Here is a 21760-nt window from a genome sequence, read left to right as displayed (position 1 = left end):
CATGACCAGCCAGCGACGCCGCGCCTTCCGGCGGGGACTTACCCTGTCCGCAGCCCTGATCGGGATCATCGCCGTTCCGGCCCATGCCCAGGCGGCCGACGACGCCGTCGCCGAGGGGGAGATCGTCGTCACCGCCAACAAGCGCACCCAGGCGCTCAAGGACGTCGGCGTGACGGCGGCCGTGCTCGGCGCGCAGCAGCTCACCGAGCGCAAGATCGTGTCGCTGGCCGACATCGCCGCGACGGTACCGGGCCTGTCCTATTCGTCGAGCGAGAACAACACCCCCGTCTTCACGCTGCGCGGCGTCGGTTTCAACGAGGCGTCGCTCGCGGCCTATCCCACGGTCAGCGTCTATACCGACGAGGCGCCGCTGCCCTTCCCGGTGCTGTCCGCGCAGGGCGCGTTCGACCTCGACCGGATCGAGGTGCTGAAGGGGCCGCAGGGCACGCTGTTCGGCCAGAACTCGACCGGCGGCGCGATCAACTATATCGCCGCCAAGCCGACCGACACGCTCTCCGCCGGGGCCGACCTCAGCTATGGCCGCTTCAACATGGTCGAGGCGAACGGCTTCGTCAGCGGTCCGCTCGGCGAGCAGCTCAAGTTCCGCCTCGCCGGCCATTATCTGCACGCCGACGACTGGCAGAGGAGCTATACCCGCAAGGACAGCCTGGGCGAGTCCGAGGTCTATGCGGTGCGCGGGCTGCTCGACTGGGAGCCGGCCGATACGGTCAGATTCTCGCTCATGCTCAACGCCTGGCAGGACAAGTCCGACCCGCAGGCGGGCCAGCTCGTCGCGGTCTATCCGCAGATCGCGGCGGCCGCCTATCCCGAGGTGGTGAACTATCCCTATCCGCCGCAGAACGCCCGCGCCGCCGACTGGTCCAACGGCACGACGGTCAGCCCCACCGGCTCGATCCTCGATCCGCGCCCGCGATCGAACCGCAAATTCCAGCAGGCGGTGCTGCGCGGCGACATCGACCTGACCGACCAGGTCACGCTGACCTCGCTCTCCTCCTACCTCCATTTCCGGCAGCGGCAGAGCCAGGACTATGACGGCACCGCCAGCAACAATGACGACATCCCGTTCAACGACGGCACGATCAAGTCGGTGTTCCAGGAACTGCGCCTGTCGAACGGCGGCCGATCGTCGATCCGCTGGGTGCTCGGCGCCAATTACCAGCGCAGCCGCATCCGCGAGAATGACGGGATCAGCTATTCGACCGGCAGCACCAGCAATGCCGGGCTGAACTTCATCATCCAGAACGGCTATCGCAGCAATACGCTGCGTCGCGACTATGCCTTCTTCGGCAATGCCGAGGTCGACGTCGCGCCGGGCCTGACGCTGAAGGCCGGCGCGCGGTACACCAACAGCCTGACCGGCGTGAACCTGTGCAACACCGACCTCGGCGATGGCCGGACCGCGGCGCTGATCTCCGGTCTCTCCGCGCTGCTGACCGGCGGGCCGGCGCCGGTGGTGCGCCCCGGCATCGACTGCGTGACGCTGAACAGCAGCTTCCAGGTCGGCCAGCCCTTCATCGACTCGCTGAAGCAGCACAACACCTCGTGGCGCTTCGGCGTCGACTACAAGCTCAACCGGGACGTGCTGCTCTACGCGAACGTCTCGCGCGGCTACAAGGCGGGCAGCTATCCGACGATCAGCGCCTCGTCGGAGGCGCAATATATCCCGGTCACCCAGGAGAGCGTCACCGCCTATGAGGCCGGCGCGAAGCTGACCACGGCCGACCGGACGTTCACGACCAACGTCGCCGCCTTCTACTACGACTATCGCAACAAGCAGATTCGCGGGAAGACGCTCGATCCGATCTTCGGGGTGCTCAACGCGCTGATCAACGTGCCGAAGTCGCGTCTCTACGGCGCCGAGATCGAAGCGGGCGTGCGGCCCTTCCACGGCCTCGCCCTCGGCGCGTCGGTGACCTATGTGAACTCGAAGGTGCAGCGCTACACCGGCACCAACGTGCTGGGCGTCCAGCAGGATTTCGCGGGCTCGTCGATTCCCTTCTCGCCCAAGTGGCAGGCCCAGGTCGACGGCGAATATCGCTGGGACATGGGCGGGGTGACGCCGTTCGTCGGCGCGGTGCTGAACGTCCGGGCGAAGACGATCGCCTATATCGGCGGATCGGACCTCACCATCCCCGCGTCGCCCGTCAACAGCATGGCGCCGGGCGTCACCAGGCCCTTCGCGATCAAGGGCTACGAGACCGTCGACCTGCGCGCTGGCGCGGAATGGGGCCAGTGGAAGGCGATGATCTGGGGCAAGAACGTCTTCGACACATATTATTGGCAGAACGTCATATCGGCGTTCGACACCGTCTATCGGCTTGCGGGCCGGCCGGCCTCCTACGGCGTGACCGTGGGGTATAAATTCTAGAACGACCCGGACAGGCTGCGCGCTTTCCCGGCGCGCAGCCTGTCAACGACTACACACGCTTTATCCCGATCCCCTCGGGGCCTGGCCGGGCTTATCTGAAGAAATTTGCCACATGCGCCTAGGAACTTCCTATTGCGAGGCTCTAGGCTGTGGCGAGATGCAGTTGGCGTTTCGAAACGGAGAGAGGGTCGGCCAACGGTGGGTGAGCCAGGGAGCGAACGACGACGTCAGATCGCGGCATGGGTGGGCGCTTTCATCATGCCCCACGAGATCAACGTGCGCGCCTGGTTGCGGCGGACCCGGGTGTCGCCCGAAGACATCGATGACGTGATCCAGGAGGCCTATTGCAAGCTCGCCGGCCTCGACGGCTTTGAACATATCGAGCGGCCGGACGCCTATTTCTTCTCGGTGGTGCGCCACCTTCTCCTGCGCCGCATACGCCGTGCGTCGGTCGTGTCCTTCACCACGATCGCCGAGATCGAAGCCTTCGACGACGACAGGCCCTCGCCCGAACGGGAGGTCGCGGCGCAACGGGAATATGAACGCATTCGCACGCTCATTGCCCTTCTGCCGGATCGTTGCCGCGAGATATTCGAGATGCGCCGCATCCAGGGCCTGTCGCAGCGGGAAATCGCCCGGATGGTTGGCATAAGCGAGGGGATGGTCGAATATCACGTCTCGCAAGGCGTGAAGGCGATCGTCCGCAGCATGAGGGTGCAGGAGGAGGAGGTGCATTCGCGTGCCGATGCGTTGTTGCGAGCGGAGAAACGGCTGTGACCCGAGAGACTGCGCAGCAGATCGAGGATAAGGCCGCCGACTGGGTGGCGCGCATGCACAGCGCGACCTGGGGCCCCGACGATGAAGCCGAGTTGAAGCTATGGCTGGCGGCGGACCCGCGCCGGGATGGCGCCTTGCTCCAGGCCCAGGCGGCCCTGTCGATGCTGACGAGCGCCGACGCCGGAATCTTCGGCGAGAATCCTCCGGCCGAGCCGCGCCGGCGCCTGAGCAGGCGATCCTTCATGGGCTTTGGCGGCGCCGCCGTCGCCGCCTCGCTCGGCGTCGCCGCCGTGGTCTTCCGCGGGACGAGCTATGTGACGGACGTCGGCGAAATTCGGCGGATACCTTTGGCCGACGGATCGACCGCGGCCATCAATACCGACAGCGCGATCGCCATCAATCTCCAGCGGTCCAAGCGGTTGGTGAAGGTCGACAAGGGGGAGGCCTGGTTCCAGGTCGCCAAGGATGTCGAGCGCCCGTTCGAGGTCGAAGCAGGGCGCATCCGGGTCAGGGCCGTCGGAACGGCGTTTTCGGTGCGCAAGCTGGAGACGGGGGCGGGAATCCTGGTGACGGAAGGAACCGTGGATGCATGGGCGGATGGCGCGGAAGGGCAGATGATCCGCATCTCCGCCGGCGATGGCGCCTTCATAGGCAATAATGCCGCCGTCGAAAGGGTGCCGCCCGAAGCGTCTGGCGTCGACCGGGCCCTGGCATGGCGCAGCGGAAAGATAGACCTCGTCGGCCAGCCTCTCAGCGAGGCGGTGTCGGAGTTCAATCGCTATAATAAACGCAAGCTGGTCATCGTGGATCCGAAATTGCTCAACGAGCAGTTCGATGGCGTTTTTCGGACCGATGATCCTGCCGGTTTTGCCGAAATGGTGAAAAACAGTCTCTCGGTGCCGATAGATACTTCTTATGCGGACCAGATATTGATCGGCAAAAAATCTTCATAAATTTCGGCGCCTTCCTAGGAAACCGATCGGGCGGGTCTCTATCCCAGTGAGAAGTGGGCAAGGACCCAAAGGGGGAGGATCGGACAATGAACGGATTTGCGCGTACCGCATTGACGGGTTCGGCGGCTTTCATGTGCGTGGCGACGGCTTCGTCGGCCTGGGCCCAGAGCAAGATCTTCAACATACCCGCGCAATCGGCGACGACGGGCATCGCCGCTTTCGGCCAGCAGGCGGACGTGCAGATCGCCGCATCGCGCACTGTGACGCAGGGCAAGCGTACCAAAGCGGTGAAAGGCGAAATGTCGGTCGGCCAGGCGCTGTCGCAACTGCTGGATGGAACGGGCCTTCAGGTCTGGCAGACGGGGGTCCAAACCTGGACCGTCGTTGCCGCGCGGCCGACATCGCGAGTCGTCACGCATGGCCGAGGCACCGCTTATGCCGCTCTGGGCGACGCGGTAGGTGCAAGCGATCCGGACAATGACGCGGCTGCCCGGCCGGCGGGTTCGTCGAGCCCCGCCAGCGTCGCGTCCAGCCAGCATGCGGAACCTCCGGAGACTGGCGACATCGTCGTCACGGCGAACCGGCGCGAGACGTCGATCAACAAGGTTCCGATCAGCGTCTCGGCGATGACGCAGGAAAGCCTCGACAGGCAGGGAATCAAGAGGATCGACGACCTTGCCAGAACGACCCCGGGCATCAGTTTCCAACGCTCCAGCTTCGCGGGCATCGGCAATCGTTCGCAGATCTCCATCCGTGGAATCGAGTCCAATGTCGGCGCGTCGACCACGGGCATCTATATCGACGACACCCCCATTCAGACGCGAAACGCGGGCTATACGAGCACCAGCGTGTTCCCGGCCATTTTCGATCTCGAGCGCACCGAAGTGCTGCGCGGTCCCCAAGGCACCTTGTTCGGCTCGGGCTCCGAAGGCGGCACGGTTCGCTTCATAACGCCGGACCCGGGGTTATCGCGCTTTTCGACCTATGATCGCGCGGAGCTCTCGTTCACGAAGAATGGCGAGCCCAGCTATGAGGTGGGCAGCGCCGTCGGCGCCCCCATCGTCGAGGACCGGCTCGGGGTGCGGCTCAGCGCGTTTTTCCGCCGCGACGGCGGCTGGATCGATCGGGTCGACAGGAGCACCGGCAAGGTGCTCTCCTCCAACCAGAACTCGAACGAGAGCATCGTCCTGCGCGCCGCGCTGACCTGGGCGCCGACATCGTCGCTGAAGATCACGCCGTCCTTCTACTATCAGGACCTGGATTCGCAGGGGGGCGACGGATATTGGGAGAGCCTGAGCGATGCCGGGGCCGGGCGGTTCCTGACGGGCAACGCCATCGGCGCTCCATCGAGCGACAAGTTCAAGCTGCCGGCGCTGAAAGTCGAATATGACTTCGGTGGAGCGACACTGGTATCGAACAGCTCCTATCTGTCCCGCGATGCGATCGCCAATCCCGATTACACGCAATTTGTCCGCGCCGTCACCACGGGAAGCGCCTTTCCCCTGATCCCCGGAGAGTTTTCGCGCGGCTATTTCATCGATGAGCAGAAGGGCTTCACGCAGGAGGTGCGCCTCCAGTCGAACGAGCATGGGTCCCGGCTGCACTGGGTCCTCGGCCTGTTCTACAATCGCACCCGGCAGGTCGATACGGAGATCATATCGTCTCCTTTCTTTCCGCAGATCGTCCTCGATACCTATGGGGTCGACTACATAACCATCTTCGGCAACCCGCTCGGGGCGCGGGATTCCGTCTATACCGACGAGCAGCGGACGAAGGACAAGCAGATCGCCGGGTTCGGCCAGGTCGACTATGATATCACCGACAAGTTGAAGGCGACCGTCGGTCTCCGCTACGCGAAGGTCGATTTCTCCTTCACCTCCCGCAACGAGGGGCCGTTTGCCGGTGTCGCCACGAACACCGGGTCGCAATCGGAGAAACCGCTCACGCCGAAATTCGGCATTTCCTACCAGGCGGACGGCGCCAACCTCTATTATGCGAGCGCGGCCAAGGGCTTTCGCCCCGGTGGTGCCCAGCGCCGGCCACCGTCGAGCTGCGCCAGCGACCTTGCCGCGCTCGGCATCACATCGGCGCCGGAAACCTATGATGCCGATTCGGTCTGGAGCTATGAGGTCGGCACGAAGAACAGGCTGTTTGGCCGAAGCGTGAATCTGGCGACGAGCGCCTTCTGGATCAATTGGAACAACATACAGCAGAATGTTCCGCTCAATGCCTGCGGGCAGTCGTTCGTCGGCAATCTGGGAAAAGCGGTCAGCCGCGGGTTCGATATAGCGATCGATGCCAGAATAGGCGATTTCACGCTCGGGCTTTCGGGTGGGTATACCGACGCGCACTATACGCAATCGATCATAAGCGGCACTGCCGTGGTCGCGCTCAAGGGAGAAGAGATTTCCACGATCTCGCCGTGGGTGGCGCATATATCCGGCCAATATGATTTCGCTCTCGCCGACCATGACGGCTATGTCCGGCTCGATTATGATTATCGCAGCAAGGGCGCCAAGCCGAACATCGCCGTGTTCGGGGTCGATCCGCTGCTGTTCCGGCGTCCCGAGACCCATTTTTTCACCGCCCGCGCCGGAGTCAATGTCGGCGGGCTCGACGTCTCCCTGTTCGTCGACAACCTGTTCAACGCGCACCCGCTGCTGTCGCGCACGCGCGACATCGTCAGCTCGACGCTGATCTACGGTTCCACCTTCCGGCCGCGGCGCATTGGCGTGACGCTTTCGTACCGCAAGTGAAGGCGATGTAAGGGCTATGGAGGGGTGCATGCGGAAACTGGGTTGTTTGCGGCTGTCGAAGGCGGTCGCGATGCTGGCGCTCGTCTCGGTGAGCTCCGCAGGACTATGCGCGGCGGACGCGCGGCCGGCTCCGGCGGCGGAGAATGCTCGCCAGGGGGCGGTCGCGATCAAGCGCGACGCCTATGGCGTGCCCCATGTCTATGCCGATACCACCTACGGCATCTTCTACGGCTTCGGCTACGCGCTGGCCGAGGATCAGCTCTTCCAGATGGAGATGCTCCGCAGGACGGCGGAAGGGTCTGTCGCCGAAATCCTGGGGGCGAAATATGTCGAGCATGACGTGCGTGTCCGCCAGGGTTGGACGCCCTCGTCCATCGCGGCGCAATATGAGGCGCTCGACAGGGACGACCGCGCCATCTTCGATGGTTATGCGGCTGGCTATAATGCGCGCGTCAAGGAGGTGCTGGCGGACCGGAAGAGGCTGATGCCGCGCGAGTTCACCGAACTCGGGGTCGATCCCGTGCCCTGGACGCCGACGGACGTTCTCGCCGGCTACGTGCATTCGATGGCGCTGAGATTCTCCGACGCCAATGCGGAGATCGACAACCTCGCGCTGCTCACCAAGCTCAAGGAGATGCATGGGGCGGCGAAGGGCCAGGATATCTTCGACCAGCTTCGCTGGAAGCGCGACGACGCGGCGCCGACGACCATCGTCGGCGCACCCGCGGCCCCGCGCTCGGCCCGCTCCACGGTCCGGTCAGCGAACATGGTGGCGCTATCCGACGCGGCGATCGCCGAGCAGACGCGGATGCAATTGGCGCGATACGGCCGTACCGGTCCGGATGCGGCGCCGCGAGCGAGCAATGTCTGGGTGGTCGCTCCGAAAAGAAACACGGCCGGTGAAACCGTTCTGGTGAACGGCCCGCAGATGGGCGATTTCGCGACCGGCTACATCTGGTCGGTCGGGCTGCATGGCGCGGGCTTCGACGTGGTCGGCAGCGGGCCGATGGGAAGCCCCTGGCTGATCTTCGGCACGAATGGAAAGATCGGCTGGGGAGCCACGGCGGGGATGGGCGATACCGTCGACGTGTATCAGGAGAAGCTGAGCCAGACCGATCGCACCCATTATCTGTTCAACGGGCAATATCGCCGGATGGACAAGCGATCGGAGACCATCCTCGTCAAGGACGGTTCGCCTCGGTCGATCGACATCTATTCGACCGTGCACGGAACGGTCACGCAGTTCGACGATGCGCAGCACACCGCTTATTCGCGCAAGCGGAGTTGGGATGGTGCCGAAGTCCGGTCGCTGGTTGCATGGGTCCATGCAATGAAAACCGACAATTTTTCGGATTGGCGCAAGGCCATCGCCCCGGTGGCGCTGACCATAAACAATTACTACGCCGATAAGTCGGGCAATATCGGATATGTTTATCTGGGGAAATTCCCGATCCGGCCCGCCGGTCAGGACATCCGGTTGCCGGCATCCGGGACCGGAGACATGGAATGGCTCGGCTTCCGGCCATTTGCGGAAAATCCCTGGGTCCTGAATCCGGCTGGCGGCACCATAGCCAATTGGAACAACAAACCCACGAAGAACTATGACAACCCAGACTATATGTTCTGGAGCAAAGTCGATCATGTCACCGAGATACAGGACACTCTCGGGAAAAAGGATAAGTTCAGCACGGACGAGCTGTGGGAAATCAATCGCGAATTTTCCTATATCGATGGCAATGCGCGATATTTCCTGCCTTTCATCGAAAGTGCGATCGGGGATCTGCCTGCGCATGGCCCCGTCCGGCAGGCCGCGCAGCTATTGGTCGACTGGGACCGGAAAACGGTCGATCCCCGAAATCCGGCAAAGGCGTCGACCGGCTATACGATCTTCGCCGAGTTCCTTGCCGCCCTCGTGCAGGATATCGTGGGGCCGACGGTACCGAAGCCGTTCATGGGCGATGGAGCGGGGCGCAACAGCTACACCGCGATTTCCGCGAGCTTCCCTACCATGGGAGCCAAGGTCGCCTATTACGCGCTCAGCGGCCCCCAGGCGAGCGTGCGCCAGACGGTCGACCTGCTGAACGGCAGGTCACGCGGAAGCGTGATCAAGGCGGCACTCGAGACCGCCGTGGCGAAATTGACCGCGCGGTTCGGTCCCGCGATGGATGGATGGGTCGCCGATAGCGCGCCGCACGACTTCAGCACGCTGAACTATGCGGGGATTCCGCAGACGCTTCCCCGCTATGCCGTCAGCTTGCCGGGGCACATGAATCGGGGCACCGAGAATAATCGTATCGTCTTCAACAAGGGCGGGGTTTCCTATTGCGACGTCACGCCGCCGGGACAAAGCGGCTTCATAAAACCCGATGGCGAGCCGTCGCCGCATGCGCGCGATCAATTGCGGCTCTATGCAGGCTTCGCTTGCAAGCCTTTGTGGTTGAGCGAGGCCGATGTCGAGCGGAATACGGTCGAACGCGAGATGCTGACGTACAGTTTGCCGAAGTGAAATCATCCCAAGTAAATGGATGGTTGCGACGGCCAATGATGATGGGGAGAGCGAGATGTCGGATAAAGTGATCACCCGCCGGGCATTCGGGCAGATGGCCGTTGGAGCGGCGACGATGCTCGCCGGCGGTCTCGCGCTGCCCGGCAAGGCCTTTGGGCAGGCGCCGATCCACCCCTTCGCCGACAAGCTGCTGTTCCTCGAAGGCGCCGACCAGGTCTATGCCTTCTCCCATCTCGACCAGCTCTACGCGACCCGGGTCATCCCGGCGGGGGGCAAGGTTCGTGAATTCAAGACCGCCAAGCCCGGGTTCGACGTTCGGTTCGACCATCTCGGCCAGTCGATCGACACGGCCGCCTTCATCAAGGCGAGCCGGGTCGCGGCCCTGGTCATCCTCCAGAACGGCGCGATCGTCCGCGAGGATTATGCCCTCGGCCATGGCCGGGCGGGCAAGTGGATGTCCTTCTCGGCCGGCAAGTCGATCCTCTCGACGATGGTCGGCGCGGCGATCCGGGACGGGCATATCGGCTCCGTCACCGATCCCGTCGCCAAATATGTGCCGGTGCTGAAGAAGACGGCGTTCGACGACGCCACGATCCGCGACCTGCTGCGCATGTCGGGCGGCGAAGCCTGGAACGAGAATTATCTCGATCGCGGGTCCGACATCAGCAAGCATCTCGCCATCATCGCGGCGCGCAACCAGCCGGGCGCGATCCTGAAGCATATGACGGGCCTCGGGCGGGCCTTCCCGACCGGCATGTACAACCAGTACCGCACCGGCGAGACCTATCTGCTCGGCGAGGTCGTCGCCGCGGCGGTCGGCGCTTCGCTGTCGTCCTATCTCAGCGAACGGATATGGAAGCCGTTCGGCATGGAGGCCGACGCCTATTGGATGCTCACGGCGGAGGGCGGCATCGAATATGGCGGCGGCGGCACCAACGCCACCACGCGCGACTATGCCCGCTTCGGCCAGTTCATGCTGGAGGGGGGCATGGCCGGCGGACGGCAGGTCCTCCCCGAGGGGTGGATCGCCGAAGCCACCATCCCCTCGGCGCCGGCGCAGCAGGACGGCAAAGCCTCCGGCTACGGCTATCAATGGTGGATCGACACGCCCGGCACCTACACCGCGCACGGCGTGTTCGGGCAGCTCATCCATGTCGATCCGAAGCGCAATCTGGTGATCGCGATGAACCGCGCCTGGAAGACTCCCGGCGAGGAGAGCGACTATGCCCTGTCCGGGGCGTTCGTCCAGGCGGTCTCCGCCGCGCTGTCCTGATCGCGGGATCAGCCGATCAGGCGTCGATAGGGCTTGAGCGCCAGCGTCAGCAGGGCGGCGCTGACGCTGGCCGCGCAGACCGTGACGATCGTGACCGAGTTGCGCACCGCCAGCTCGTCGCCGAAGCCGTAATCGGTGCACAGCGCCACCAGCGTCGGGCCGCAGCCCATGCCGACGAGGTTTATCAGCAGCAGGTAGAGCGCGGTCATCTGGCCGCGCAGCCCGTTGGGCGTGACGCTTTGCAGGGCGGCCGGGGCGAGCGCGATCGACATGCTGATGCAGAAGCTGGTGAGCCCCACCAACGCCAGCGCCGCATAGGGCGACGCCACCAGCCCGGCCGCCAGCGCGAAGGGGACGGCGGCGACCGTGCCGACGACCGACAGCCGTAGATGGGCGTCGCGCCGCCCGCGCATCGCCAGCCGGTCGGCGACCATGCCCGCCAGGATCATCCCGCCCGATCCGAAGACGAGCATGATCGATCCATAAGCTATGCCGATCTCCTTCGGGCTCCAGCCCCACAGCCGGATGAAGCTGGTCGGCAGCCAGGCGGTATAGGCGAAGGTGACGATCGCCAGCACGGCATAGCCGAGGATCGCCGGCGCATAGAAGGCGCGCCGCTCGACGAAATGGCGGAAGCCGCTCTCGCTGCCCGCCAGTTCGCGCCGGACCGGCTCGCGCACCGTCAGCATCAGCGGCACGACCAGCAGGCCGGGCAGCGCGACGATGACGAAGGCGAGCTGCCAGGGCTTGAACGATCCCAGCCCGGGCAGGGCGACCGGGCCGGCATCCTTGGTCGCCGCGATCACCAGGCCGCCGACGATGAAGGCCAGGCCGGAGCCCAGATAGACGCCCAGCGAATAGAGTCCCATCGCGCGGCCGCGCCGTTCCGGCTGGAAATAGTCGGCGAGCATCGAATAGGCTGCCGGCGACAGGCTCGCTTCGCCGACGCCGACGACGATGCGGGCGAGGAACAGCGCGCCCAGGCTGCCGGCGAAACCGCAGGCGGCGGTGGCGAGGCACCAGATGGCGATGCCGACGATGATCAGCGACCGGCGGTTGCAGCGATCGGCGAGCCGGCCGAGGACGAGGCCGACCAGCGTGTAGAAGATCGCGAAGGCAAAACCGTGGAGAAGGCTGATCTGGGTGTCGGTCAGTTGCAGGTCGCGCTTCACCGGCTCGACCATCAGGCTCAATATCTGCCGGTCGACATAGGACAGGGTGTAGGCGAGCAGCAGGACGCCGGTGACGTAATAGCCATAAGCGGGGCGCGGCCAGGGGCGGGCGGCCGACGCCGCGCTGTCCGCGGTCATGCCGGCCAGACCTCCCGGAACAGCCGGTCGAAATTGCCGCCGAGCACCTTCTCGATCACGCGCGGCGGATATTTGGCGCGATCCATCTCGGCGGCGATGATCTCCATCCGGCGCGCGCTGTTGAGGTCGGGCACGGCGACGGGGCTGTCGGCCTCGCCGGGCGCGCCGATGCCGGCCTTCTGCCGCGCCTCCGCGGTCTTGCGGACGATGTCCATATAGGCCGGGGAGATGTCGACCGGCGTGATGCTCTGGTCGCTGCCGATGCCGACATGATCCTCGCCGCATATGTCGAGCGCGTGGCGCAGGTGGCGGACGAACAAGGCGCGCGACGCCGAGACCGGATCGCGGCCGAGGAAGGGCATCAGATAGATGCCGACCACGCCGCCCTTTTCCGCCACCGCGCGCAGCACGGTATCGGGCTGGTTGCGCTGGCTGGGGAAGACGGCGCGCGAGCCGGTGTGCGAACAGGTGATCGGCCGGGTCGAGGCGGCCACCGCGTCGAGCGCGGTCTTGGGATTGGCATGGCCGGTGTCGACCAGGATGCCGCGCGCGTTCATCCGCGCCACCGCCTCCCGGCCGAGCGGCGTCAGCCCTTCGCTCTCGGGCAGCGAACTGCCGGCGCCGAGGGCGTTGCGGTCGTTGTAGGTGAGCTGCATGATCTTCACCCACAGCCCGTCGAACATGTCGATCAGGCTCAGATCCTCGCCGATCATGCCCATGCCCTGGAAGCCGAAGATGATCCCCAGCTTCTTCTCCGCCTTGGCGGCGGCGATGTCCGAATGGCGCTTCACCAGCCGGAAATAGTCGGGATGATCGTCGATATGCTGCAGCCAGGCCGCGATCTCGTGCAGCGTGTTGGCGAGGTTGCCGGGCTTGCCGACCGTCAGGTTGATCGCCGTGATCCCCGACGCGCGGACATTGTCGAGCTTCTGCTGCGTCATCTCGCCGGGGGGCGGGAAGGGGACGTTCCAGGTGTCGGGCGAGGCGAGCGCGTCGATCACGATCGCCTTGTCGTACAGCGCCCTGACCGCCGGCGATATGGCCGGTTCGGGGGCCAGCGCCGCCCGCGCGGCGCCCCCGGCCAGCGCGCCGAGCGCGAGGCCGCCGGCCCCCAGCGCGAAGCCGCGCCGATCGAGCGTGAAGCGGTCGTCCGTCATGTCGGTTCCTCCCAGATCGAGATCAGCGTGCCGCCGCGACGGCGTGGACCAGGTCGACGTAGAATTTCTCCGCGTCGGTGATGCCCGCCAGCTTCGATCCCGGCTTGGGATCGATCACGATGAACTCGTTCGGGGCATGCGCGCCGGTGCCGTAGCCGATCCCGGCCGAGACGATCGGCAGCTTCAGGATATCGGTGAACACATAATAGGGCGCGCTACCGGCCAGCCGCGGCATCACGTCGGGGGTGATGCCATATTTGCGATAGGTGCCGATCGTCGCCTGCACGAGCGCCGCCTTCACCGAGGATTGCGCCGGCGGATAGCCGGACAGGCGCGTCAGCTTGATGTCGGTGAAGCCCTTGGCGTCGAGATGGGCGCGGATCAGCCGTTCGGATTCGTCGGGCGTCTGGTTCGGCACCAGCCGCGAATCCAGCTTGGCGGTGAATTTGTGCGGCAGGATCGTCTTGGTGCCTTCGCCCGAATAGCCGCCCCAGATGCCGTCGATGTTCAGCGTCGTGTCGAACAGATATTCGGTGATCGCCGCGCGACCGCTCAGGCCGTCGATCCACTTGTCGACGCCCAGCGACTTGCGCAGCTCGGGCTCGCGCGCGGTCCAGCCGGGCACGACGCCGTTGATCAGCTCCTGTTCCTCCTGGTTGGGCTGGCGGATCGAGTCATAATAGCCGGGAACGACGATCGTATTGCCGTCGGGGCTGGTCAGGCTCGCCAGCGCCTGGGCGAGCCGCCAGCCGGGCGCGTCGACGATCGCCTTGAACGAGCTGTGGACCTCGGCGTCCTTGGGGCCGCCCTGCGGGCCGCCTTGCGCCTCCAGCTCGAAATAGATGTTGCCCTTGACGCCCAGCGTCATCTGCACGCCGCCCGACGGCGCCTGGCTCATCATCGGGAAGACGACGCCGCCCTTGGCCTGTTTCAGCCGGTCGGCATATTTGGCGATCAGGTCGGGATAATGGGGCGAGCCCAGCTCCTCCTCGCCCTCGGCCAGCAGCATGATGTTGACCGGCAGCTTCTTCTCGGTCGCGATGATCGCCTGCAGCGCGTTGAGGAAGATGCGCTGCGGCCCCTTCTGGTTGGTCGCGCCGCGCGCCATCAGCACGCGGCCGAGCGGATGATCCTCGACGATCGTGCCGGCGAAGGCGTCGACCTTCCATCCGGTCGGCTCGATCGGCTGGACGTCGTACATCATGTAGACGGCGATGGTGGTCTTGGCGCCGGCGTCATAATAGCCCCAGACGCCGGGATGGCGCTTGGTGGGGACCAGCTCCGCCTCCTTGAAGCCCAGCGCCTTGAGGTCGTCGCGCAGCATCTCGGCCATCTGGACGACGCCGTCGTTCTGCGCGCTGATCGAGCGTTGCCGCACCCAGCGCTGGACGTTGGCGACGTCGCGGTCCTTGTTGGCGTCGATATAGGCGTAGGCGGCGGCGTGCCTGCCCTTGTAGGGCGCGACCTTCGACGCGTCATAGGCGACGTCGGTCGTGAACGGGAAGCTGGGCCGTTTGGGTTCGGCATGGGCGACGGCCGTCATCGACAGCGCCGAGAGGACGAGGGCGAGGGCGGTGGTGCGGATCATCGATATTCCCCTGACATGCTGTGGAAGGTCGCGGGCCGAGGTTGCCCCCGTCGGCCCGCGAATGGCTCCTTATGGCGTGGTCGTCGGCGCCGGTACCGGCGGGGCCACGTCGGTCAGGCCGAGCTGCTTCCAGTTCAGCACGGCGTTGTAGAGCATGCGGAACTCGCCCCAGTTCTGCCAGCGCCAGATCGGGTTGGTGGCGAACATCAGCAGGCGGCCCTGGCCGTCCGGCACGTTGATGATCGCCGGGCGATCCTTTACCTGCTCGGCCCCGCGCATGAAGCCGCTCATCACCCCGTCCTTGCCGCCGGGGAACTGCATCAGCACCTGGTCCTTCAGCCGCGTCGGCACGGTGTAGAGGGCGTTGGACGCCCAGCGCACCGGCATGGTCGTCTCGTCATAGCCGTAGAAGACCGGGCTGGCGGGCTTGAGCACCTTGGCGCTGACGATCGGGCCGGGCGCATAGAAATTGCCGGTCGTCCTCGCCACGGTCACGTCGTCGGCGATGCCGAACTCGACCGGCACCGCGCTCGCGTCGCCGGTGGTGATCAGCGTGCCGCCCTCCTCGACGAACTTGCGCAGTTCGACCAGCCCTTCGAGGGCCATGCCGCCGCGCGTGTCCTCGGTCGATCCATAGTCGCCCGAGAAACGATATTTGTCGGTCTTGGTATAGGGCAGCGGCTTGCCCTTCATCGGCACGTCGAACACGATGTCCTTGGTCGACCGGCCCTGCGTCGGCAGGATGATGACGTCATATTTGGCGCGCAGGTTGCCGGCGCGGACCTGTTCCTTGAAGATCAGGTCATAGGGCATCTCGTGCTGGTCGAACGCATAGCGCACCCAGCCGACCTTCTCGCTGGAGCCCCAGGTGCTGAACAGCGCGGTGCGCGGCAGCGTGCTGTCGTGCGTCGCGGCGCCGGGATTGCCCGAGACGGCGATCGCCTCCAGCCCAAGCTGCTCGACCGCCGGCTTCAGGGTCGCATAGGCCGCGCCGTCGACCAGGAAGGAGCCGGCCGGGACGGTCTTGCCGCCGGCCTTGAACGGCGTCTCGACGATCTTCACCGCCGCGTCCTTCAGCCGGAAGCGCAGCGTCGCCATCGCGACCGCGCCATGATCGAGCACCGCATAGGTCCGCGCGCCCGATGCCGCGATCCGGCCCTGCGGCGCGAAGCGGTCCAGCGGCGTCACCGGCACGTCCAGCGCCGCCTTGTCGGCGACCTCGACGATGTTCGTGTGGGTCATCATGCCCATCGTCCACGCCGCGTCGTCGTAGGTGGTGAGATTCTCGTCCGGATAATCGTCCTGCTTCTTCAGCAGCATCTTGGCGAGGCGGCCATAGGGCTGGTTCAGCTTGATGACGAGCGAACCGGCCGGATAGCTGCCCTCCTTCAGCTTCACCGGCTGGGTCGCGCGGCCGATCTCGATCCCCTGCAGTTGCAGGATGTTGGTGACGAAGGCGATGCGGGTCGGGTCCGCCTGGTCGGTCGGGATGATATAGGCGTAGGGCGCCTTGGTCCCGCCCGCCTCGATCGCGTTGGCGCTCTTCTTGTAGAAATTCTCCAGGATGGTCGTGGGGAAGCGCGCCGCGAGATCGAGCGCGGTCAGCACGCCGGTCTCCATGTAATTGGTGTTGTTGCGCATCGACCAGACCACCTCCTTGTAAGGGGGGAGGGGCCGGTACCAGTCGCGCTTGGTCCAGTCGCCGCCGCGCACGGCGGTCTGCACTTCGGGGGCGACGTGGCGCAGCATGGTGGTGGCGCCGGCGTTGCCGAACGTCTCGTACATGCGCAGCATGCCGTTGTGGTTCGACGACATGAAGGCGAGGTAGCCGGGCGTCCACGCGTCGACGAAGCCGTGCGTCCACACCCCCGGCATGCCGTATTTGGTCATCTGCGCCATCTCGAAATTCGAGAACCACGGCAGCTCGCCGAACAGGATCGGGTCCAGGTCGGGGTTCTGCGGCGCCTGGCCGCTATAGGTGTACATGAACGGCACGGACTCGTGCAGCTCGTGCATGATCGGCGGATGCCAATCGAGATAATATCTGATCAGGTGACGGGCGCTGACGTCCGAATAATTGATGTCGCGATTATTGTCGTGATAGATGTACTTCCCCCAATAGGGCGGGCCGCCGGGCTTGTTGCGATCGTCCTTTTCATTGATCAGGTTGCGGTAATACCAGTCGACATAACGATCGCGGCCGTCCGCCTCCAGCACGGGGGTGATCGCGACGATCAGGTTGTCGCGGATGCCCCGGATCATCGGGCTGTCCTCGGTCAGCAGCCGGTAGCTCAGCTCCATCAGCATTTCGGGCGGGCCGGTCTCGGCGCTGTGGAGGCCGCCGGAGATATGGTAGATCGGCTTGGTCGCGGCGATCACCCCCGGCGCGTCGGCGGCGCTGAGCTTGCGGGGATCGGCCAGCAGCGCGAGGTTCTTCTTGTAGCTGTCGAGCTTCGCCAGATTCTCCTCGGAGGAAATCATGACGACGATGTTCTCGCGGCCTTCCTCGCTCTTGCCGATCTCGATGATCTTCACGCGGGGCGATTTCGCCGCCAGGGCACGATAATAGCCGATGATCTGATCATAATAATGCAGCACGTTGGGCGCGCCGATGTGATTGCCCAGGACCGACTTCGGCGAGGGGATGGTCGTCGAGACCGGCAGGTGATCGACCAGGGGACTCATGAACTCCGGCTTGGTCGTCCACGTCTTGATCGTGTCGGCAAAGTCGGGGTCCATCGTCTGCGCCGACGCGGTTCCGCACAGCAGCATCGCGATCGCGGCGCCCAGCACCTGTTTCCTCACCACTCTGTCATTCCCCTCTGTTGCTCTGGCGGGCATCCGGTCTGCCCCCGGCGCCCGTTCGATCGACCAGTTGCCCGCACCGGAATCGGCTATCCCCTTGTGGGACATGGGCTTCATGGAAACGGATCGTTCCTGTTTCCTGGCCGGAGTGCAACACCCCTTGTGCAACCGAACGCCATCGGCGCGAAGCTCCGCGCACAGGGTTTGCATTTTTCTATTGCGAGGCGACGGCAAATGCATTGCGCGCGCACGAAGGTCCGTGCGTCCGCACGTTGATTGCGCATTATTGCTGGAAAATAAAATCCTGACCCGTTTGCAGCCGTCTGGACGCATGTTTTATGTTGACGCTATGGCACCGCTATTACAGGCTGGCCGTGCAAAGGGCTAAATCCGGCATCAAGCACAGGGGATGATGGGAAAAGTGACGGCCCTTTGCAGGAGGGGATGGGGAATATCATGTGTCTTTATGTGACGGGGGAACACTTTCCCGGACCATGAAGGATATCGCCGGCCGAAAAGATAGGGCCGGCGCGGTAACGGCGTGCCGATCGCGTTGGAAAACAGGGAGAAAAAAAGTGGGTTTCGAATCTCATTCGGTGAAAATCGCACGCGGCAAGCGCTTTGTGCTGTTGGCGGCGACGGCCCTTGCCGGGATCGGTGGCCCCGCTTTCGCTCAGGCGACGAGCGCGTCGGCCGACAGCGGCAGCGACGAGATCATCGTGACGGCGCTCAAGCGCAGCACCAACCTGCAGGATACCCCGATCTCGATTTCCGCCGTCACCGGCGAAGCGATCGCCAATTCGGGCGTGCAGAGCATCGCCGATCTCAATTCCTCGGTTCCCAGCCTGGCCTTCGTGGACGGCGGCCCGTCCAACCGCCGCGTCGTCATCCGCGGCATCCAGGCCGCCGGCGAGCCGACGGTCGGCACCTATTATGACGAGACCCCCGTCACCGGCGCGATCGGCGCCGCCAACGACGCCGGCGGCTCGACCCCGGAACTGCGGCTGTTCGACGTCGAGCGCGTCGAGGTGCTGCGCGGTCCGCAGGGCACGCTGTACGGATCGGGCTCGATGGGCGGCACGCTGCGCGTCATCTATCAGAAGCCGACCTTCGCCACGGAAGGCGCCGTCGATCTGAGCCTGTCCGACACGCGCTATGGCGGCCTGAACTACGAAGGCAGCGCGATGGTCAACGTGCCGGTCGTGAACGACAAGATCGCGGTGCGCGCGGTGGGCTTCTACCGCAATGCCAACGGCTTCATCGACAACACCGCGCTGAACATCAAGAACATCAACGACCAGAAGAGCTATGGCGGCCGTTTCCTGGTGCGCTTCACGCCCACCGAGGCGCTGACCATCGACGCGGCGGCCTATATCAACCGCAGCCGGACCGACACCAACGCCTGGACGCTGACCTCCGGCAAGTTCAAGTCGGATGCGCTTACCCGCCAGCCGGTGCGCGACAATCTCGAGCTCTACAGCCTCACCGCCAATTATGATTTCGGCGGCGTCGTCCTGACCGGCGTGGTCTCCTATCTCGATCGCGACCTCGACTCGGTGTCGGACGTGTCGCGCTTCATCCGGTCGACCCGCACGCCGGCCGGTTGCGCGGCCCGCGTCAGCGCCGGACAGCCCTGTTCGACCGCCCAGCTCGACAATTATTATGCGCTGGTCGACTCGCAGTCGACGTCGGCGCTGTTCCCGCAGCAGACGATGAAGAGCTGGACCGCCGAACTGCGGCTCAGCTCGGACGGCAGCGGTCCGCTCAACTGGACGGTCGGCGGCTTCTATTCGGATCGCGACACCTCGGTCGCCAATCCGCAGAGCAATGCCGATCCGGTCAGCGGCGCGATCATCGAGCCGCAGCAGATCGCCACGGTCCGCTTCATCGACGACAGCCTGCGGCAGGTCGCGGCCTTCGGCGAGTTCTCCTACGACGTTACCGATCGGCTCAACCTGACGGCCGGCGGCCGTTATTTCCGCTACAACAAGGACATCAGCGGCCAGACGACGATCGGGTCGATCCTGGTGGGCGCGGTCGTCCGCCCGCTCTCCTTCGTCAAGTCGAAGGAGGACGGCACGGTCTTCAAGTTCAACGGGTCCTACAAGGTCACCGACAACGTCCTCTTCTACGCCGAAGCGGCGCAGGGCTTCCGCCCCGGCGGCGCCAACCAGGTCATCGGCCTGGCGCAGGAGCTGACGCCCTACAAGTCGGACAGCCTGTGGAACTATGAGGTCGGCTTCAAGAACACGCTGTTCGATCGCAAGCTGCTCCTCAACGTCGATGTCTTCCAGATCGACTGGAGCGACATGCAGATCACCGGGCGCACCCCGAACGGCGCCTTCTCGTTCATCACCAATGCCGGCAAGGCGCGCGTCCGCGGCGCCGAGCTGGAAGCGACCATCCGTCCGACGGCCGGCTTCACGATCACGGGCAACGCGTCCTACATCGATGCCAAGCTGCGCGAGAACCAGAGCAACGCCAATGTCAGCGCGCCGGGCCTGAAGGGCGACCGGATTCCCTATGTGCCGAAATTCTCGGCAGGCATCGGGGCGCAATATGTCTGGGCCCTGACCGACACGCTGTCCGGCTTCGCCCGGATCGACGGCAACACGGTCGGCGGCTCCTATTCGGACTTCCGGCCCACCGGCACCTTCACGCGCAAGATCGACTCCTATCAGCTCGTGAACGCGCGCCTCGGCGTCGAAGGACCGGACAACAAGTGGGGCGCCTATCTGTTCGTCACCAACCTGCTCGACGACACGGCGATCACCCGGTCGCAGTCGAGCGCGATCGCAGTCGGGCGGACGCTGGTGAACAGCGCCGCGCCGCGCACCATCGGCGTCAACGTCCGCACCAGGTTCTGATCCCGCGACGGCGGCGTCTCCCCAGGCGCCGCCGTCCTCTTTTTCCCGGAGTTTCCATGGCTGGTTTCCTTTCCTCCCGCCTGCTGCGCGTTGCGGCGCTGGCCCTGAGCGCGACATCGACGGCGGCGCTCGCGCGCGACGTCGTGGTCCATGCCGGCCATCTGATCGACGGCGTGTCCGCCAAGCCGCGGGACAAGGTCTCCATCCTGATCCACGACGACCGGATCACGGCCGTGCAGGACGGCTTCGTGACGCCGGCCGGCGCCGAGGTGGTCGATCTCTCCTCGGCGACGGTGCTGCCGGGGCTGATCGACATGCATGATCACATCACCGGCCAATATACCGGCAAGAATCCCATCGCCGAGCGCTTCACCACCAACAATCTCGACACCGCCTATGAGTCGGTCGCCTATGTGAAGCGCACCCTCGATGCCGGCTTCACCTCGGTGCGCGACGTCGGCGGCGACACCGACGTCGTCGTCGCGCTGAAGCGCGCGATCAAGAGCGGCGAGATCTCCGGCCCGCGCCTGTGGGTTTCGGGCTATCCGCTCGGCCCCAGCGGCGGTCATGGCGATCCGCGCAACGGCATCCGCACCGACCTCGACCTGCACAGCGAGAACAAGGTCGTCGACGGCCCCGAGGCGGCGGTGCGCATCGTCCGCGAGATGCACCGCGACGGCGTCGACCTGATCAAGATCATGCCCAGCGGCGGGGTCCTCAGCATCGGCGACGATCCCAACGTCACCCTGATGAGCGACGCCGAGATCAAGGCGATCGTCGATACCGCCCATAATCTGGGCATGCGCGTCGCCGCCCACGCCCACGGCCAGAACGCCATCGTCCGCGCCTCCGCGCTGGGCGTCGATTCGATCGAGCATGGCTCGTTCGGCGATGCCGAGGCGTACAAGGTGATGAAGGAGCACGGCACCTGGCTGGTGCCGACGCTGCTGGTGGCGGACACGGTGGTGAAGGTCGCCAAGGCGCACCCGGAATCGCTGCCGCCTTCGTCGGCGAAGAAGGCGCTGGAGGTCGGGCCGATCACGATCAGGAACCTCGGCGCGGCCTACAAGGCCGGCGTCAAGATCGCCTTCGGGACCGATCAGGGCATGGCCCCGCACGGCACCAACGGCAAGGAGTTCGCGCTGATGGTCGCGGCGGGCATGCCGCCGATGGAGACGATCCGCGCCGCGACGGTGAACGCCGCCGAACTGCTGGGCGCCAAGGCCGATGTCGGCTCGGTGCAGGCCGGGCGCTATGCCGACATCATCGCGGTATCGGGCGATCCGCTGTCCGACGTCACCGAACTGGAGCGCGTGCGCTTCGTGATGAAGGGCGGCGACGTGGTGAAGCCCTGGGCCGCGGCCGCGCAATAGACCGCT

Annotated in this window: 12 protein-coding genes; 8 read left to right on the top strand and 4 right to left on the bottom strand. The window is 65.1% G+C overall.

Features of this window, described 5'->3' with window-relative positions; genetic code table 11:
• Position 1: 1 nt before the first annotated feature.
• The 6 genes from HRJ34_RS07230 (at position 2) to HRJ34_RS07205 (ending at position 10654) form a co-directional block, all read left to right on the top strand.
• Positions 2–2389 (top strand): TonB-dependent receptor, encoded by a 2388-nt coding sequence (locus HRJ34_RS07230; RefSeq protein ID WP_208633715.1) that lies wholly within the window; start codon positions 2–4, stop codon positions 2387–2389.
• A 258-nt stretch (positions 2390–2647) separates the two neighbouring features.
• On the top strand, positions 2648–3166 hold the full coding sequence (locus HRJ34_RS07225; RefSeq protein ID WP_011951768.1) for an RNA polymerase sigma factor: 519 nt from the start codon (positions 2648–2650) through the stop codon (positions 3164–3166).
• Positions 3163–4119 (top strand): FecR family protein, encoded by a 957-nt coding sequence (locus HRJ34_RS07220; protein WP_208633714.1) that lies wholly within the window; start codon positions 3163–3165, stop codon positions 4117–4119. The genes HRJ34_RS07225 and HRJ34_RS07220 overlap by 4 nt, the downstream gene beginning before the upstream one ends.
• A gap of 86 nt (positions 4120–4205) precedes the next feature.
• A complete protein-coding gene (locus HRJ34_RS07215) occupies positions 4206–6875 on the top strand; it encodes a TonB-dependent receptor domain-containing protein (protein WP_208633713.1) in 2670 nt (889 codons plus the stop codon).
• A 28-nt stretch (positions 6876–6903) separates the two neighbouring features.
• Entirely contained in the window at positions 6904–9381 is a 2478-nt protein-coding gene (locus tag HRJ34_RS07210; RefSeq protein ID WP_208633712.1) for a penicillin acylase family protein, read from the top strand.
• 55 nt (positions 9382–9436) lie between these two features.
• On the top strand, positions 9437–10654 hold the full coding sequence (locus tag HRJ34_RS07205; RefSeq protein WP_037507270.1) for a serine hydrolase domain-containing protein: 1218 nt from the start codon (positions 9437–9439) through the stop codon (positions 10652–10654).
• A gap of 8 nt (positions 10655–10662) precedes the next feature.
• Here the strand turns inward: HRJ34_RS07205 and HRJ34_RS07200 are convergent, their stop codons facing one another.
• The 4 genes from HRJ34_RS07200 to HRJ34_RS07185 all read right to left on the bottom strand — a co-directional run bounded on the left by HRJ34_RS07200 (position 10663) and on the right by HRJ34_RS07185 (position 17514).
• Entirely contained in the window at positions 10663–11964 is a 1302-nt protein-coding gene (locus HRJ34_RS07200) for a spinster family MFS transporter (RefSeq protein WP_011951763.1), read from the bottom strand.
• Positions 11961–13121, bottom strand: a complete 1161-nt coding sequence (locus HRJ34_RS07195; RefSeq protein ID WP_208633711.1) for a dipeptidase — start codon at positions 13119–13121, stop codon at positions 11961–11963. Before HRJ34_RS07195 ends, HRJ34_RS07200 begins: the two co-directional genes overlap by 4 nt.
• A gap of 22 nt (positions 13122–13143) precedes the next feature.
• Positions 13144–14709 (bottom strand): M20/M25/M40 family metallo-hydrolase, encoded by a 1566-nt coding sequence (locus HRJ34_RS07190; protein ID WP_030092246.1) that lies wholly within the window; start codon positions 14707–14709, stop codon positions 13144–13146.
• 69 nt (positions 14710–14778) lie between these two features.
• A complete protein-coding gene (locus tag HRJ34_RS07185; protein WP_226949087.1) occupies positions 14779–17514 on the bottom strand; it encodes a M14 family zinc carboxypeptidase in 2736 nt (911 codons plus the stop codon).
• Between the two features lie 596 nt (positions 17515–18110).
• Here HRJ34_RS07185 and HRJ34_RS07180 point away from each other — a divergent pair.
• Positions 18111–20381 carry a TonB-dependent receptor gene (locus HRJ34_RS07180; protein ID WP_226949086.1) on the top strand — a complete coding sequence of 757 codons (2271 nt, stop codon included), beginning with the start codon at positions 18111–18113 and terminating at the stop codon, positions 20379–20381.
• A 56-nt stretch (positions 20382–20437) separates the two neighbouring features.
• Positions 20438–21754 (top strand): metal-dependent hydrolase family protein, encoded by a 1317-nt coding sequence (locus HRJ34_RS07175; protein ID WP_029994416.1) that lies wholly within the window; start codon positions 20438–20440, stop codon positions 21752–21754.
• Positions 21755–21760 lie beyond the last annotated feature (6 nt).

Source organism: Rhizorhabdus wittichii (assembly GCF_017607425.1).
Lineage (GTDB): Bacteria > Pseudomonadota > Alphaproteobacteria > Sphingomonadales > Sphingomonadaceae > Rhizorhabdus > Rhizorhabdus wittichii.
This window is presented reverse-complemented; position numbering and strand designations above follow the sequence as displayed.

What these genes read in the sequence shown, in the direction of transcription:
- HRJ34_RS07195 (WP_208633711.1), bottom strand. Translation starts at nt 13,121, where the DNA reads ATGACGGACGACCGCTTCACGCTCGATCGGCGCGGCTTCGCGCTGGGG.
- HRJ34_RS07230 (WP_208633715.1), top strand. Translation starts at nt 2, where the DNA reads ATGACCAGCCAGCGACGCCGCGCCTTCCGGCGGGGACTTACCCTGTCC.
- HRJ34_RS07210 (WP_208633712.1), top strand. Translation starts at nt 6,904, where the DNA reads ATGCGGAAACTGGGTTGTTTGCGGCTGTCGAAGGCGGTCGCGATGCTG.
- HRJ34_RS07190 (WP_030092246.1), bottom strand. Translation starts at nt 14,709, where the DNA reads ATGATCCGCACCACCGCCCTCGCCCTCGTCCTCTCGGCGCTGTCGATG.
- HRJ34_RS07205 (WP_037507270.1), top strand. Translation starts at nt 9,437, where the DNA reads ATGTCGGATAAAGTGATCACCCGCCGGGCATTCGGGCAGATGGCCGTT.
- HRJ34_RS07175 (WP_029994416.1), top strand. Translation starts at nt 20,438, where the DNA reads ATGGCTGGTTTCCTTTCCTCCCGCCTGCTGCGCGTTGCGGCGCTGGCC.
- HRJ34_RS07225 (WP_011951768.1), top strand. Translation starts at nt 2,648, where the DNA reads ATGCCCCACGAGATCAACGTGCGCGCCTGGTTGCGGCGGACCCGGGTG.
- HRJ34_RS07200 (WP_011951763.1), bottom strand. Translation starts at nt 11,964, where the DNA reads ATGACCGCGGACAGCGCGGCGTCGGCCGCCCGCCCCTGGCCGCGCCCC.
- HRJ34_RS07215 (WP_208633713.1), top strand. Translation starts at nt 4,206, where the DNA reads ATGAACGGATTTGCGCGTACCGCATTGACGGGTTCGGCGGCTTTCATG.